General features: G+C 44.3%; 14 protein-coding genes and 1 pseudogene. 4 read left to right on the top strand and 11 right to left on the bottom strand.

Features of this window, described 5'->3' with window-relative positions:
- Positions 1-4: 4 nt before the first annotated feature.
- From glpF to M1D98_RS04940, 3 genes are all read right to left on the bottom strand, one after another.
- Positions 5-829: a glycerol uptake facilitator protein GlpF gene (glpF, locus tag M1D98_RS04950; protein WP_435576764.1), complete on the bottom strand. Its 825-nt coding sequence runs from the start codon at positions 827-829 to the stop codon at positions 5-7.
- A 177-nt stretch (positions 830-1,006) separates the two neighbouring features.
- Positions 1,007-1,582: a glycerol uptake operon antiterminator GlpP gene (gene glpP, locus M1D98_RS04945; RefSeq protein ID WP_121642209.1), complete on the bottom strand. Its 576-nt coding sequence runs from the start codon at positions 1,580-1,582 to the stop codon at positions 1,007-1,009.
- A gap of 30 nt (positions 1,583-1,612) precedes the next feature.
- Positions 1,613-2,965, bottom strand: a complete 1,353-nt coding sequence (locus tag M1D98_RS04940) for an aspartate aminotransferase family protein (RefSeq protein WP_082246267.1) — start codon at positions 2,963-2,965, stop codon at positions 1,613-1,615.
- Between the two features lie 476 nt (positions 2,966-3,441).
- On the opposite strand from M1D98_RS04940, the pseudogene M1D98_RS04935 reads away from it, so the two are divergent.
- A pseudogene (locus M1D98_RS04935) lies at positions 3,442-3,951 on the top strand (MepB family protein).
- 95 nt (positions 3,952-4,046) lie between these two features.
- Here M1D98_RS04935 and M1D98_RS04930 read toward each other — a convergent pair.
- The 4 genes from M1D98_RS04930 to M1D98_RS04915 all read right to left on the bottom strand — a co-directional run bounded on the left by M1D98_RS04930 (position 4,047) and on the right by M1D98_RS04915 (position 7,348).
- On the bottom strand, positions 4,047-5,588 hold the full coding sequence (locus tag M1D98_RS04930) for a bifunctional GNAT family N-acetyltransferase/carbon-nitrogen hydrolase family protein (protein WP_010327768.1): 1,542 nt from the start codon (positions 5,586-5,588) through the stop codon (positions 4,047-4,049).
- A gap of 14 nt (positions 5,589-5,602) precedes the next feature.
- Positions 5,603-6,265: an HAD family hydrolase gene (locus tag M1D98_RS04925; RefSeq protein WP_010327767.1), complete on the bottom strand. Its 663-nt coding sequence runs from the start codon at positions 6,263-6,265 to the stop codon at positions 5,603-5,605.
- 125 nt (positions 6,266-6,390) lie between these two features.
- Entirely contained in the window at positions 6,391-6,813 is a 423-nt protein-coding gene (locus M1D98_RS04920; RefSeq protein WP_010327766.1) for a CBS domain-containing protein, read from the bottom strand.
- 136 nt (positions 6,814-6,949) lie between these two features.
- Positions 6,950-7,348, bottom strand: coding sequence for a YhcU family protein (locus tag M1D98_RS04915; RefSeq protein WP_010327765.1), 399 nt, complete (start codon positions 7,346-7,348; stop codon positions 6,950-6,952).
- Between the two features lie 109 nt (positions 7,349-7,457).
- On the opposite strand from M1D98_RS04915, the gene M1D98_RS04910 reads away from it, so the two are divergent.
- Complete coding sequence (locus M1D98_RS04910) at positions 7,458-8,366, top strand: RluA family pseudouridine synthase (RefSeq protein ID WP_456280055.1); 909 nt, start codon at positions 7,458-7,460, stop codon at positions 8,364-8,366.
- Positions 8,367-8,395: 29 nt separating this feature from the next.
- On the opposite strand, the gene srtA is transcribed toward M1D98_RS04910, so the two are convergent.
- Both srtA and M1D98_RS04900 read right to left on the bottom strand, forming a co-directional pair.
- On the bottom strand, positions 8,396-8,992 hold the full coding sequence (srtA, locus tag M1D98_RS04905) for a sortase SrtA (protein ID WP_010327763.1): 597 nt from the start codon (positions 8,990-8,992) through the stop codon (positions 8,396-8,398).
- Positions 8,989-12,636: a 5'-nucleotidase C-terminal domain-containing protein gene (locus tag M1D98_RS04900; RefSeq protein ID WP_456280054.1), complete on the bottom strand. Its 3,648-nt coding sequence runs from the start codon at positions 12,634-12,636 to the stop codon at positions 8,989-8,991. Before M1D98_RS04900 ends, srtA begins: the two co-directional genes overlap by 4 nt.
- Positions 12,637-12,718: 82 nt before the next feature.
- On the opposite strand from M1D98_RS04900, the gene M1D98_RS04895 reads away from it, so the two are divergent.
- Positions 12,719-13,369 carry a spore coat protein gene (locus tag M1D98_RS04895; protein ID WP_026014412.1) on the top strand — a complete coding sequence of 217 codons (651 nt, stop codon included), beginning with the start codon at positions 12,719-12,721 and terminating at the stop codon, positions 13,367-13,369.
- Here M1D98_RS04895 and M1D98_RS04890 read toward each other — a convergent pair.
- Together M1D98_RS04890 and M1D98_RS04885 are read right to left on the bottom strand one after the other, a co-directional pair.
- On the bottom strand, positions 13,301-14,269 hold the full coding sequence (locus tag M1D98_RS04890; protein ID WP_010327760.1) for a gluzincin family metallopeptidase: 969 nt from the start codon (positions 14,267-14,269) through the stop codon (positions 13,301-13,303). The genes M1D98_RS04895 and M1D98_RS04890 overlap by 69 nt on opposite strands.
- Before the next feature lie 122 nt (positions 14,270-14,391).
- Positions 14,392-14,970, bottom strand: coding sequence for a YhcN/YlaJ family sporulation lipoprotein (locus tag M1D98_RS04885; protein WP_121642205.1), 579 nt, complete (start codon positions 14,968-14,970; stop codon positions 14,392-14,394).
- A gap of 149 nt (positions 14,971-15,119) precedes the next feature.
- On the opposite strand from M1D98_RS04885, the gene M1D98_RS04880 reads away from it, so the two are divergent.
- On the top strand, positions 15,120-15,560 hold the full coding sequence (locus M1D98_RS04880) for a hypothetical protein (RefSeq protein ID WP_268535048.1): 441 nt from the start codon (positions 15,120-15,122) through the stop codon (positions 15,558-15,560).
- Positions 15,561-15,623 lie beyond the last annotated feature (63 nt).

Here is a 15,623-nt window from a genome sequence, read left to right as displayed (position 1 = left end):
TTGATTAAATATATTTTGAATTTGATAATGTTTTAGCTGAATGTGTTTTCGTATAGCCATAGAGCCCTAACAATACCACAACCAATATAACGCTTACAATCCAGAAACTGCTTGTGATATGCCCTTTAAATGCGGCGTTGTAAAATACGCCCCCAAACGAACCGCCTAAGATCGGGCCAACTACCGGTATCCAGGCGTATTTCCAGTTTGATGATCCCTTCCCCGGTATCGGAAGAAAAGCGTGGGCGATCCGCGGACCTAAGTCGCGGGCCGGATTAATCGCATAGCCGGTGGTGCCCCCCAGAGAAATACCGATCGCCACAATGAGAAAACCAACGATTAAAGGGTTAAGCCCTTCTGTAAATTGATTTGCCCCAATGGACAAGATGCCAAGCACAAGGACAAATGTCCCGATCACTTCACTTAAAACGTTTGAAAATGTGTGCGGAATGCTGGGTCCGGTTGAGAAAACACCCAGCTTGGCAGCGGGATCATCCGTTGCCTTCCAATGCGGAAGGTAATGCAGATAGATAATCACTGCACCGATGATCGCTCCGATCATTTGCGCCATAATATAAACCGGAACCTCTTTCCACGGAAAATCCCCGACAAATGCAAGCGCTATCGTTAGCGCTGGATTCAGGTGAGCTCCGCTGATGCCGCCAACCGCATAAGCCCCCATGGCAACACCCAATCCCCATCCGAATACAATAACAATCCAGCCAGACTGGTATGAAAGCGATTTCTTTAAATTGACACCCGCACAAACACCTGCACCAAAAATGATCAGCAGCATCGTACCGATGACTTCTCCCCAAAATGCTGTCATAGCACATTCCTCCTAAAGTCACGATTAACAGTATGATAGAGAAGAAGAGAATAAAAAAACCACAACAAACCGCTTTACTGGTGCATAGACATGTACCGTAAAGAGCTGCTGTGGTCTCCGAGTTCTCCATCACAATGTATTAACCTAGTGCAATTGTATCAGTGGATGTAAGCGGTGTCAATCACTTTCTGTCAAAAAGTTTTCATATTTCTTCCATAATTTGGTGTTTGATGTTGTGACGGCCACAGCCCCCGCTTTCAAGGCTCGTTCCACATCCTCTTCCGTGCGGATGAAACCGCCGGCAAAAATAGGAATCCCCGTTTTCTCTTTTATTTCTTGGATGAGTGACGGAACGATGCCTGGCAGCACTTCAATGAAGTCAGGTTTATGCTTGCCGACAAATTCCATGCTTTTCTGCATCGCGCTTGTATCAAGCAGAAATAAACGCTGAATCGCATAAATCTTCTTTTGCTTCGCTTTGGCAATCACGTTCGATCTTGTGGAAATAATCCCGGCGGGCTTAATGTCCTGGCAAATGAACTCCGCTCCGTATTCGTCATGCTTAATTCCTTGAATAAGATCGACGTGCACCATCATGTTCTTTCCGTGCTTTTGTGCCTCTCTGATCACGCCCTTCAGCTGGCCGAGATGAATATCAAGAATAACACCATAGGAAAATGAACTGTTCAAAAACTCATCAAATTGCTTCATATTGCGAATAGCCGGTAAAATCGGCTGGTTGTGAAAACTCATCGTGTGCTCCTTTAATCATTCACTTTTATGTTAAATCGTCTGAAAGCTATCTTTCACCGTTTTCACGATAAAGGAAAGGTCCTCTTCTGTCAGGCAAAATGGCGGCGCGATCTGGATGACGTTGTTGTAGCCGGCGACTGTATCGCCGTTTTTGCCGATAATCAGCCCTTTTTCTTTACACGCCGTAACCACTTGGTTTACTTTATCTGCATCAGCCGGTTCTTTTGTCAATTGATCTTTGACAAGCTCAATTCCGATCAGCAGCCCTTTTCCTCTCACATCTCCGACTGCCGGGTGTTCTCTTAAGGCTTGAAGTTCACCCAAAAGCGTTGCTCCAAGATCGCGGGATCGCTGAATCAGCTGTTCGTCCTCCATGATTTGCATGTTTTTCAACGCCAACGCACAGGCAGCCGGGCTTCCGCCGAACGTGTTCACATGGCGAAAACGGTCGTAAGGTGCTTCCCCCTGATACGCTTCGAAAATGTCCCGTTTAACAGCAGTCGCTGACAAAGGCAAATACGCACTGGTGATTCCCTTTGCCATCGTAATGATATCAGGCTTCACGCCGTAATGCATAAATCCGAACGGCTCGCCTGTCCGTCCAAACCCGCAGATGACTTCATCGCAAATCAAAAGAGCTCCGTGGCGGCGGCAAATGTCCTCCACCTTTTTCATATAACCATCCGGCGGCATTAAGATGCCTCCTCCTGTAATGATGGGCTCCATGATGACCCCGGCAATCGTTTCGCTTAACTCCCATGTCATGATGCGGTCAATTTCATTTGCGCTTTCAAGCGTGTCGGCATCCTCCGGGTTCCGGTATACATCTGGCGGAGCTGCATGCAGGAACCCTTGGCTTAATGGCTCATATTTATATTTCCGCTGCGCCTGTCCGGTAGCTGAGAGCGCTCCCAATGTGTTGCCGTGGTATGCCCTGTATCTTGAGATGAATTTATAACGGCTGTGGTCGCCGTTTTGCAGATGGTACTGGCGGGCGATTTTAAAAGCAGTTTCGTTTGCTTCAGATCCGCTGTTGGAGAAAAAGATGACATAATCGCCGCCAAGCCATTCATTCAGCTTTTCCGCCAGTTGAATTGCCGGCGCATGACTTTGTGTTAACGGGTAATAAGGCAGCTCCTTTAGTTGTTCATAGGCAGCCTCAGCAAGCTCCTTTCTGCCATAACCTATATTGACGCACCACAAACCGGACATCGCATCCAAATAGCGGCGTCCGTCTATGTCGGTCACCCAGGCCCCCTCGGCCTTTTGGGCAATCAGGCTGTCCGCTTGATGCGCTCCCTTCATGGCATGCCACACAAATTGCTCATCTTTTTGCTTTAATCCCTGATGTTGCTGAATGTTTTCCATCCCCATCATCTCCATTTCATTAGCATTCACTAAAGTGCCAATTCAATTGAAACAGACCTTCTCTTATGTTTCGTTTCTTGGTGATGATTTCCCTGCCTTCAATATAAAGCCAGACGGGGTTAGAGTCAATAAACCACGGAAAGAATAAAACATCCGCAGCAGAACAGGCACATTGTTCTTGTTACAGGTGCATGGAGAGCCTATCAAACGATGCAAAGGAAAAAGGAATAGAACATTATCGTATTTTGGAAAGACATTGTGAAAGTTTTATACCTATTCAAATGTTACTGGACTGCCCACACGTCTAACACATTGGATCAACCGTTTTAAAGGTGTGAAACTACATATTTAGCTCTTCTTTAACTAACGGAGCAGAATAACGATAAGAAACATGATAAAACGAGAACATCTTTGACGATATTTTATCACAAGCCTATTCTATTCAAGAAGGCTTTGGAAGACGAAGTATTAAAAATAAGGAGTACAAAGCAGTGAATGAATTTTATAAGGCATTAACATATGTAAATAAATTGTTTTATGAACCAAATCACTTCACTATAAATGCAATTCGAGAAGAAGCTCAAAATTCAGATTACGGAGCGGGTATATTTCAGTTTCACTCAAAATCGATAAGATTTAGAGTCGCAAAATAACACCTAACAAGATCGGGCAGTTTGTTGCTTTTTGGGAAAAAGATGGGAATGATAAAAACCAAGCCTTTTCATATGAAAAAGCTACTGATTTATTGGTTATCAATACGTTTACCAATCATAACAAGTTTGGACAATTCGTTTTTCCAAAAGAAGTTCTTGTCAAACAAAATATCTTAAAAACAGCCACTACAAAAGGAAAAATGGGAATTAGAGTTTACCCCTAGATGGGAAACCCCCACTAGCAAACAAGCTATCGAAACACAAAAATGGCAGTTAGCGTATTTTGTCGAGGTGAACAATACAAACCGTTTTTCAGTGCGAGAATTATTAAAGCTATATTCTAATTAAAATCGGATAACCGAGTAGCTGGGAACCTCAAAATGTAACAAATTTTTCAATTCCGCTTATGATAAAAAACCCGCCAATTCAGGCGGGTTTCAGAATTATTTTTTATATTGAATATGATAAATATCACGGCGTCTGTCTTTTAGCTGGCGTACTGTACCGTTTTGGCGCTGCCTTCTGAGAATTTCCAGATCAACATCACCGATGACGACCATCTCGATATTTGGATTTGTTTCGCCGACAATGCCGTCTCTGGCGAATTCAAAATCAGATGGTGCGAAAATGCCTGACTGAGCGTATTGGATATCCATGTTTTCCGTTTGCGGAAGGTTTCCAACCGTCCCGGAGATGACCGTATAAATTTGATTTTCAACCGCTCTTGCCTGCGAACAGTATCTAACACGCAAGTAGCCTTGGCGGTCTTCTGTGCAAAACGGCGTAAAAATGATTTTTGCGCCTTTATCCGCCGCAATCCGGGCAAGCTCAGGAAATTCGATGTCATAACAGATTTGAATCGCGATTTTTCCGCAGTCCGTATCAAACACGCGCACCTGGTCTCCGGCGCTGATTCCCCACCATTTGCGCTCATTCGGCGTAATATGGAGTTTATATTGCTTTTCGATCGTCCCATCCCGTCTGAACAAGTAAGCGATATTATAGATCTTGTCTTCCTCTTCGACAAAATGAGACCCGCCGATTATGTTGACGTTGTACTTTACGGCCAAATCAGTAAACAGGCTGATGTAATCTTCTGTATACTCGGTAATTCTCTGAACCGCCAAGCTCGGTGACCGTTCCTCGAGGAAAGACATCAGCTGGGTTGTGAAAATCTCCGGGAACACCGCGAAATCTGAGCGCGCGTCGGAAGCGACATCGACATAGTATTCTACTTGATTGGCAAATTCCTCAAAGGAATAAATTTTCTTCATTTCGTATTGGATGACACAAATTCTTACAGGGAAAGCCGATTTATAATAGCGTTTTGTCTGTTGCGGAAGGTAATCGACATTATTCCATTCCATCAGCGTCGCATACTTGATCGAAGCCGTATCATCCGGGAGATAATTCGGGTTAATCCGCATAAGGGTAAAGCCGTTCATCAGCTGAAAAGAAAGGACCGGATCGTAAATTTGGTGGCGTGTCACCTGTTCCACATACTCTCTCGCCGTCATTTCATCCGCATATTTGTGAAAGTTTGGAATCCGTCCGCCTATAATGATGCTTTTCAGATTTAAACGTCTGGCCAAATCCTTTCTCGCCTCATACAAACGGTGGCCGATCTTCATCCGTCTGTATTTCGGATGCACCATGACCTCAATGCCGTACATATTCAAGCCATCCGGATTATGATTGGTGATATAACCGTCATCTGTAATGTCCTGCCACGTATGGCGGTCATCGTATTCATCAAAATTAATCAGGAGGCTTGAGCACGAACCGATAATTTCGCCTTCGAATTCTGCACAAAACTGCCCGTCGGGAAAATGCTCCAAATGGCTGATTAAATGCTCCCGCTTCCAAGGCTCCATCCCCGGAAAACAGTCCTTTTGAAGATCAATAATCTTGTCGAGATCTTTCTCTTCGATATTGCGAATAATCATTTTCTTTTCAAAACGGGTCAAATCTAATTTCTCAGACATCTTCTCGCTCCTTTCTAGTGTTGTGCGTTCAGGTGGTCAAGCAATAGGGCGAGCTCCATTTCCGCCATTGATTCAAGCCGGTGATCATAGTCTTCAAACAATAAGGTGCCCGTCACTTTATTCGGGACGATGACACACTTCATCCCCGCCCTTTTCGCAGCAATCGAACCATTAACAGAATCCTCAAACGCGAGACATTCAGATGGCGATACCCCAAGATTTTTAGCCGCCAATATATACAGCTCTGGATTCGGCTTCACCTCTTCCACATCATCCGCCGTTTGAATGACCTCAAATTCATCAAACAGGCCGATTTGCTTCAAATGGCCCGACACCCACTTATAATCAGAACTGGAGGCAAGCCCTACTTTTAAGCCTAAATCCTTTGCCGCATTCAAATACGCTTCGACACCAGGTCTCGCTTTTTCTGTTTCCATGCGTTTCGTAAACCGCTCTCTTCTCAAAGTTGTCAGCTCTTCATGGTTCAGCTTTTGGCCGATCTGCTCTTCTAAATATTCAAAAGGCTGAAATCCCGCGGCTGTTCCGATGACCTTTCCCCAAACGGATAGCGGCAGGACTGAGCCATGTTCCTCAAATATTTCCTGAAGGACTTCATATTCGTGTGTTTCAGTATCAAGAATCAGTCCGTCAAAATCAAAAATTAACGCTTTAATCACTGCGTACAACTCCTTTAGCCCAAATTGAGACATATGTATACACTCACTATACCCCGAAACATGCCTGCATTCAAAAAGTAAGGTTTATGTGAAGAAAGAGCCTGCACACCGCAAGCTCTTTCTGATTAATGAATGTTTTGATGAGAAATGTTTGTCAACGCTGCTCCCGCAGATTCGTTCGACATCTGATTGACTGCCAGGTCTCCAAGCGCAACGATCCCGACTAGATTGTTTTGATCTACAATAGGAAGGCGGCGGATTTGGTGCTGGGCCATCAGCTGCGACGCGTCTTGCAAGCTCATATTAGGATTTCCTGATATGAGGTCTGTTGACATCACTTCTGAAACGGGTGTCTGGCCATCTCGGCCCTCTGCTGTGGTTCTTAATGCAATGTCGCGGTCAGTCAGCATTCCTTTTAAAGCACCTTGCTCTACAACGGGAATCGCCCCGACATTATATTGGTTCATGAGAGAAGCCGCTTCCTGAATCGTTTGATTCGGAGAAACGGTCGCCACCTGCGTTGTCATTGTATTTTGAACTGAACTCATAGTCAGCACCCCTTTCAACCATTAGTATGTTCAGACACGTGCTGATTAAAAAGGGAGTTAGAGGAAAGGTTTTATGATATGATTTCTTTGATGCCAAAAGGAGCTTTTCTGAAAACGAAAAGCTCCTGCCGGCGGATTATACCAACCTTCTGTAACCGGAAAAGGCTTGATTTGCCTTCAATTCAAAGTCAGAAAAAGCAAACGGAAAATAAATTCCAAAATCATTCAGCATTTTGCTGTTTTTCTCAAAAATCGCCTGATTGTTTACATCAGTATGCGGGGAAGGCTTTGTCAGAATAATATGTATCATTTGCAGACAAGCCATAATTTGAAATGCTTCTTTTAATGTTCCTTGGTAATCATGGTTATTATTTAAAGACAGAACGCCTTTCTTTTTAAAGCGCTGAATGTCCAGTTCGGAGAAATAAAGAGGAAATACATCATGAAAAAGTTTCATTGACAGCTCCTTGATAAAGCTCTCCTGTTCTGCAGTTGCTGCGTTCACAATTCTCACGTCAATCACCTTTCTTGCCATCGAATATCCTAACTCTTACTCAAGAATAGCACAGAAAAAAACCCGAAAGCTAAGGTAAGTGTTTCCTATGAGAAACAGCGGCCTTCCGCTTTGAAAAGGAGTTATTAATATGAAACAAAAAAACAGAGGGCTTGAGCTCCTCATCAATGACAAACACGATGGCCAATGGCTGTTTGCTGTCCTGAAACAAGAGCTTAACGCCTCTAAATCCGTGATTCAAGACTGGGTGACCCATCATCGAATAAAAGTCAATCACGATTCCGTCATCAACAATGTGATCGTAAAAAAAGGAGACCGCGTGTTCATCGATCTTCAGGAAAGTGAAGAGTCCTCCGTTATACCTGAGTATGGAGAGCTTGATATTTTATTCGAGGACAATCACATGCTCATCGTCAATAAACCTGCGGGCATAGCGACACATCCAAATGAGGAGGGCCAAACCGGCACACTGGCTAATGTCATCGCGTATCATTATCAGGTGAATGGCGAAACATGCAAGGTGCGGCATGTCCACCGCCTTGATCAGGATACATCGGGCGCCATCGTGTTTGCCAAGCATCGTTTAGCACACGCCATCCTGGATCAACAGTTAGAAAAAAAGACGCTGAAACGCACGTATACCGCCATCGCTCACGGAAAGCTAAAGATGAAAAAAGGAACAATTGATTCACCGATCGGCAGAGACCGATCACATCCGACTAGACGCCGGGTTTCACCGGGCGGGCAAGCGGCCGTCACCCATTTTAAGGTCATTGCCCGCAATTCGAAAGAGCAATTGTCGCTCGTTGAATTAGAGCTTGAAACAGGCAGGACACACCAAATTCGTGTTCATATGGCGAGCATTGGCCATCCGCTGGCAGGAGATACGCTTTACGGGGGCGGAAGCATGCTATTAAGCAGACAGGCTTTGCATGCCAGAAAGGTACAAGCGATTCACCCAATAACCAGCGAACTGATTGTTGCAGAAGCGCCTTTCCCAGCTGATATAGAAAACCTTTGCCACTCATATTTTTCATGAAGAAAAGCCGCAGGCAGCGCCCGCGGCTTTTAAACAACCCGTTTTCCATAAATAATATAGCGCTTCGGGGCATTGCCCACATATGAAAATGGGTAGCAGGTCGTCAGAATGAGCTCTTCCTTTTCATGCTGGAGCGTAATAATGGATGTATCATCCTTATCGACAATTTTTGTTTTGATGATTTCATACGTAAAATCTCCATATGAAAGGAGAATGCGAAGCCTATCTCCCTTTTCAAGCTCTCCCGTTCGGCGAAACACGGTATCCCGATGTCCCGACAGTACAATTTGTCCGTTCTCATCAGGATAATAGCTTTCCTTGTAGTGCCCGACCCCTTTTTCTAAATCATCTGGATCGGTGCCCTCCACGATCGGGAGCTCCGCATTGATTTTTGGTATTTCTAAAATGCCGCTCGCATGTCCGGTCTCAGGCTTAAATGATGCTTGATTCTCTGCTTGATTCGCGCTTTTTTTCGCGCTTGAAGCTTCTTGCGGCTTATCAGCCGCGAGTTTTGCTTCTTTTAATGTCTGTTCGGTCTTCATATTCGTATCGATCAGTTTAAGGCCTCCATAGCCTGCGATCATCAGACCGGCCGCAATGATGACGAGTGGAATTACTTTTTTCACGTTCTGGAGACGCTCCTTTTTCTTCTGACATAAAGATACGTTCCGGACAGTGTCATCGCCGCCCCGATCACGATAAAGTTATAGTAGCCCGCAGATGTATCCGGAAGCTGATGATCAGACCCGCTTTCGGCAATCCCGTTTTGTACTGGCAATGTACTGATATTGCCATCAGTAACAGCGGGTTTTTTCGGTATTTCTCCGATTCTCGAAATGGCAGAAGGCGGAAACTGATGAACTGGCACAGTACCCGGAGTCTCTTTGATATCAGTCTGATCCTCCCCAGGTTCTGGGATTTCATTTACCGGCTGATCCGTCCCTGGTCCATCCCCCGGCTTTTCTGTAACTGGAGCTTCTGTTACAGGGTCTTCAATGCCACTGGCTTCAGCAAGCTTAATTCTTCCCTCTTTTGTATACGAGATAGGTTCATCAAAGCTTTTTACGTACTCAACTGTCGCGTCCAAATCCTCAGGCCCTGTCACAGGATGTTTCCCAAGCAATCCGATTGGCTGATATTTGGTACCTGTCGCCGTCGCCATAAAATTGTTAACAGTCAGTGTATATGTGGCATCGGGCTGAATCTCGGTGCCATCTGCCATTTTTATCTCGACAGCTTTTCCGGTTTTTTTATCCCATGTATACGTAAACCCGCTGATGCTGTAGTCAGGCCCAAAAACCGGCGAGATTTGCGCATTGATAATCTCTCTTAAATCTTTTCCTTTAATCTCAAGCTTTGTTAACACATTTCCAAACGGCTGGATATTGTACAGATCTCCCCATGTTATGGGTCCTTTCTTCAGCGCTTCGCGTATTCCGCCGCCATTCATAAGGGCAAAATCCGTTTTCATGGCCGCTCTCATGCCATCCGCAATCAGATTTCCTAGAGGCGTGTCCCCATCATTCGAATATCCGCCTTCCATATCAACAGCCGCTTCACCGACAACCTCGCTGATAATCGGCTCAACGAGTGTTTGATATTTCTTTAAAATGGCTGAAGCGCTTGGATCCGGGTCTATTTTACTTTGATCGACATATACGATGTCCGCCGACTTTTTCACGATGTCTTTTGTCGTTTTATCGATCTCTAGATCTACAACCCCTATCGCTTTTCCATACTCAAACGCCTGAACAATCAGTTTTCCATTCACTTCACCGTTAACAACCTTATGATTATGCGCTGCAAAAATCACGTCAATTTCGGAATCTGTTTTTTTTGCAAGGTCAGCAGATTCACCGGTAATTGCGGTGCCATTTTGATCGGCTGACATATGCGCGAGAACTGCCATGGCCTTCACGCCTTTTTTCTTCAGCTCTTCAGCCGCCTCATTCACCGCTGTGACCTCATCTGTAAACTCGATGTTTTTTATTCCGTCAGGCATGACCATACCCGCTGCCGACTGCGTGACAACCCCGATAAAAGCAACCGGTATACCCTCAACCTCTATGATGTCATATGCCGGCAAAAAGGGCTCACCAGTAGATTTCATCTTACAATTGGCGCACACAAGGGGAAAGTTCTGCCCATCATATCCGCTCGTGCCATTCGGGTGATCTCCTCCGTTTAAGATCCTCAGCAGTTCATCCGTACCTTCATCGAACTCGTGATTGCCGACCGTTCCGACATCAAAACCGATATCCTCCATCAGTTCCACAGTTGGTTCATCTTGAAGAAGAGATGAAACTGGTGAGCTGCCTCCGATCATATCACCAGCATGAACAATCAGCGTGTTTTTCTTTTCAGCCTTTTTTTCTTTCAAATATGCGGCAGCATAGTCCATACGCCCAAAGACGCCGTCTGCAGTTCCGTTTCCATCAAGATCTAGCTCATATTGCTGATCAATCTTGCCATGCAGATCGTTCATACTGAGTATTCTAAGCGGTACACGTTCTTGCGGTGCCGTTTGCCTTTTTTTATATCCTGCGTTTTCCGCTTCACTTGCAGAGGCGAAGAAAATTCTATTTTCCACAGCTACCTGTTTCCAGTCAGCCGGCTCCACATACGTTTTATTTGACGAATCCCCCACATATCTTGTCAGGCCTTTTCCTTGCTCTCTGGCTCTAAATTCAAACGGCATTTCCAAAAGGGGATCGTCTTCATTCCAAATTCCTTTTTGCTCTTGTTTCGCAGCAGCTGCAGCAGCCTGAAACTGCTGATAATCCTCTTCATTGTCAACCGGCCAAATAAAATACGTCGGAGCATAGCCATTTTTCACAAGCTCTAGGTTCACATTTGAACCCGATTCCGTTATGACCTGCCCAAGAAGTCTGCCATAGCTGTCCTTCGCTTCTCTCCCGACCTTGACAGTAATCCTCTCTCCTGGAGACAATATTGTTTTTAGATAATCAGATGCTTTTTTGCCAAACCTTAATTGATTTTCGTCTGCTTCATTTTTGGGTGTGTGATACGTTTCAGGTGTATCTACATGTACAAACCGGATTTTTGTCGTTCCAAGTACGGGAGATTTGAGATGAATGGTATCACCATCAACAACCCTGTCAACAATACCTTCATATTCACCCTCCGCAGATGGAGGAGCGGGCTGTTCTTCAAGCAGCTTCAAGTCAGACGTTTTTCGCGGAAGAAGCTGAAGGGTTTGGTATCTGCTTAACACACCGGTAAATTCATACCATTTGCCCTCATCAAGTTCGTCTATGACCCCTGTTTCATTCATTACTCGAAGTGTCATAGCATGGTGATCTCCACCAATCATCGTTACATTAAAGCCGCCGCCGGCAGGAGAATGTGGAATTGAGGAAACAAACGCTTTTAGTGTCACAAGCCTGCCTTCCAACTGGTCACCCACATTGCTGTTAACCAGTTCATTGATTGTTGATTGTTTCGGAGCCGGGAGGGGTTGTTTTGTCTGGTTGATTTTGATGCCTGATGATTTTGGAACAATTTCTATCAGCCCTTGGTACGCCGTGATTTTTCCTTCAACCGTGATTTCCATGCCTTCTTTTAATTCAGGAAACAGTTCAGGTGAAGGCGAATATATGTTAATGCCTCCGGTTCCATCCTGCATAAAGGTCGACAGCTTCCCGCCTCCGACCGCGCTTTGATCAGCTGTGACAATCCCTTTTATCGTCACTGATTCATTCAGCCGTCCCCGCGCTTCATTTATTGTCACTGGCTGTTCAGGCGGCGGAGTTTTCATGCCATCAGTTAACACCATTGACTGAACGTTTTTAAGTCCTGTCGTGTTAAAATAGCCGTCAAGCTGTCCTTGAACAGTTATCTTTTTTCCAAGAAGAAGCGGGTTGGTTTGCAGCCCAAATTGGCTTCTAAAAGCGGATGGGATTTGCACAGGAAGGATGTGATCCGGCGATGTCTCGTTTTTACTATCTGCCAGCGCAACATGATAATCATTAGAAAAAGGGCTTGTCAGTTTATACCGCTGCGCTGAGACAGCCTGACCGACAGCATATCCTTCAACAAGCGCCTGTCCATCTTTTTGCTGTATCGCCTTATCAACCGATATCGGCTGTTGTGGCTCAGCTGCTTTTACAGCTTCGCACGTATACATCACATTCAAGAACATCAATGCAGTGATCAACATCATATGCAGAATACGCCTCATCATTTTTCCTCCCTTAATATACACCTTATGACAATGACTTTGTCTGCTTATCATTTCGACAGACTCCATATAATTCCTTTCAGGCTTCTGCATAAAACGAGGCAGACTGTCACAAAATATAGTCGATCTGAAAAAAAAGGAGGAATTCGGTTTGGATCAGTTAAATCAGCAGCAACCCCAAATGAACAAAGGTATCCCTGGCAAACCTCATAAAAATCACGGCGGACATGAAATGTTTGATATGCATGAGGTGCTTTCAGGAACACTTAATGTCCTTGACCAGTTTACGATGCTGAAACAATTTTGTAAGGATCAGGAATTAGTAAACATCCTTGATCGTCAACATCAATTCATTGCGTCTCAATATAACTTAACTGCAGAATGCTTTAAAACAGGAAACGAGCCTTCACAAAAAACAGCAACTTATATGATGAAGGAAGACAATCAGACTGTTTACGGCATGCAGCCGTCAAAGCCTAAAAAACCTGTTCAATCCATGAATGATATTGATGACAGCATTATCAGCCGACAAATGCTTTGCACTGTTAAAGCACAGGCTTCTATGCTGACAATGGCTTCTCTGGAAATGACGAATCCAGCCGTAAGACGCGTATTGTCCGCTCAGATTCAACAGTATGTTGAAATGGCTTTCGAAATTTTCCTATACCAAAACAAACACGGCTATTACCAAGTTCCTCAGCTAGATGCGCAAGACATGGAACAAATGAAAAACTCATTTGCGCCTGCACAAGGACAAATGCCTCCAACTCAAGGCGGCATGGGCCAACAAGGACTTCATTAATAACAAAGGCATTGGATAGGATCTATCCAATGCCTCACTGTTTTCATCAAATCTTTTCTTGAAATCTTTTTCAAATTGATCAAGACTTTCATTTGTTGCCGATTTAAACCCTTTTGTAAAATCCCCTTTTTTTGCCGTTTCCTTTATCATTTCAGAAATAATGTCTTTCCCGTATTTGTCCGTCAGCTCATTGACCATATAAAAGCTTTGCAAATAGACATCAGTGTCATACTCGACTCGGGCTTCCTGCCAGTCTTGGTCTGTCTGCAAACGGTCAAAGGGCACGACAGAAAACGTGACCGGGTCTATGAGCAATTCATAGTTCGCAATCCACTCGCTTAACCCTTCATGAAACCATAACGGAAACGCTTCAGGATTTGCCTCAAGCTCCTTCAATTTCTGATGAAACGCATGATGCGTATATTCATGGATCAACAATCTTTGATACAAATAAACCGCTACCTCGTCACCTTCTAAAAGCTTCTTTTCCTCTTCAGGCAACAATCCGATCAGCTGCTCCCGCTCAGAATAAAAACCGACGACATCCAATAAACCGGAGTAATCCTCCATCAGTTTTTCATTAGGAAAAAAAATAATATCAATAGGCTTTTGATTCGAATATCCAATCATAATCTGATTAATACTGACCGCATATTCAAGCGTTTCTTTCGTCAACGGCAATAAGGACTTTTCTTTGGAAGTATAATAAATATCGGCCTGTTTGAATGACTCTTTTTTCATGTGCTTCGTCACTTGTTCTTTCGTTATACCAGATGCCTGCCCTGGCAAAGACAGTATATACAACGTGCTTGATACGATGGCCGAGCTTACAGCCAGCATCACAAGGACTCCGCACAGGAATAGAGCGGATGCCGCACGCTTTCCTATGCCATCCCGCAAACGTCTCCCTCCCTGAGCCGGTCCGTCTTGTACCTTTTATTTTCACTCTATGCAGCAAGAGTTTGCGGTGTGCCATTCACGCCAAAAAAGCCGCACAAATTGTGCGGCTGCTTTGTTCATCCTTATTCAGGTTGCGGGAATATACGCTGTACAGTTTCACTGAATTCATCGAAAAACCCTGCAACTGGATCGCCATTTTGTATCCGCTCGCCATATCCCTGCATTCGGTCTACAAAGTCTGGATTGGCTGAAACATAGACATTATCCATGTTTTTATCAGTGTCTTTTACTTTTTCGGAAATTTTCTTTTTCAGATCCTGTCCAACTTCTTCTTTTCCATTTTTCAATACAACTGCAACATACGCTTGATTTCCTGCAACGATGACATTTGCTCGCTCTACTTCTTTCATATCAGAAATTTTATCAGCAGCATCATCAGCAACTTCTAATTGCCGATTATCATTACCATTGTTATTGCCGTTATCGTTAACATTATCGGTTACATTATTATCGACATTGTCACGATTGTTATTGACATCGTTAATGTTTCCTCTGCCATTATCGTTCACTGGATTGCGGTAGTTAACGTTTTCTGGATTTGCTTGATCACGTCTGCCCTCACCCTGATTGGCCATACCGCAGCCAGTCATAAGCAAAGGGATAAGAAGCAAGGACGCAAGGGCTTGTTTTTTTCCAAGCATGTGAATTCCTCCTTTATCACTTTACCTATAGGTTTTTCTAAACAGCTTTAATTATGCATGTAAATCTGAAGGAAATGCTTTCCCGGGAAATAAAACGGTTAATTTGTCTAATGAAGGGGAACATATGAATACACCAAGAAGGAGGGATTATGTTGTTCAATCAGCGAAAAGGAATCAGTCCCGCAGCATTGGTGATAGGCTCAACTATGCTTATTGCTGCTTTATCACCTCAGATCCGCAAAAGATTCAGCGGGTTTATCACAGGACAAATGAACAGACGGAATTCTGATAATAAGATGTTTGATGCTGCTAATGTAGGAAACATGGTCAAACAAGTATTGGGCGGCGGCAATCAACAGGAACGTTCGCAACTTCAAAGCCAGCGGCAAAATGGCCGGCAGCATCAGCATGCCGAACAGCAGAAAACACAGCATCAGCACACACAGTCACAAACTAGGCAAACTGAGACAGCTGCGAAAAAAAGACAGCCTCACTACGCCGAGCCCGTTCATTTCGACCAAAGCGCAATGAACGTTATGGATGATAACACCATGATGGGAATACTCGAGGATTTAGAACCCGGCCGTTAAAAAAACGTGTCATTCAAGATAGATTGCATAATGGTTCAAATCGTTAATTTTGCTTTTTATTTT

Source organism: Bacillus sp. K7 (assembly GCF_053903245.1).
The sequence above is the reverse complement of the archived record's forward strand: the minus strand, read 5'-3'. Positions and strand labels throughout refer to the sequence as shown.

Excerpts from the sequence above, each read along its gene's own strand:
- glpF (WP_435576764.1), bottom strand. The coding sequence starts at position 829 with ATGACAGCATTTTGGGGAGAAGTCATCGGTACGATGCTGCTGATCATT.
- glpP (WP_121642209.1), bottom strand. The coding sequence starts at position 1,582 with ATGAGTTTTCACAACCAGCCGATTTTACCGGCTATTCGCAATATGAAG.
- M1D98_RS04940 (WP_082246267.1), bottom strand. The coding sequence starts at position 2,965 with ATGGAGATGATGGGGATGGAAAACATTCAGCAACATCAGGGATTAAAG.
- M1D98_RS04930 (WP_010327768.1), bottom strand. The coding sequence starts at position 5,588 with ATGTCTGAGAAATTAGATTTGACCCGTTTTGAAAAGAAAATGATTATT.
- M1D98_RS04920 (WP_010327766.1), bottom strand. The coding sequence starts at position 6,813 with ATGAGTTCAGTTCAAAATACAATGACAACGCAGGTGGCGACCGTTTCT.
- M1D98_RS04915 (WP_010327765.1), bottom strand. The coding sequence starts at position 7,348 with ATGGCAAGAAAGGTGATTGACGTGAGAATTGTGAACGCAGCAACTGCA.
- M1D98_RS04910 (WP_456280055.1), top strand. The coding sequence starts at position 7,458 with ATGAAACAAAAAAACAGAGGGCTTGAGCTCCTCATCAATGACAAACAC.
- M1D98_RS04900 (WP_456280054.1), bottom strand. The coding sequence starts at position 12,636 with ATGGAGTCTGTCGAAATGATAAGCAGACAAAGTCATTGTCATAAGGTG.
- M1D98_RS04885 (WP_121642205.1), bottom strand. The coding sequence starts at position 14,970 with ATGCTTGGAAAAAAACAAGCCCTTGCGTCCTTGCTTCTTATCCCTTTG.
- M1D98_RS04880 (WP_268535048.1), top strand. The coding sequence starts at position 15,120 with ATGTTGTTCAATCAGCGAAAAGGAATCAGTCCCGCAGCATTGGTGATA.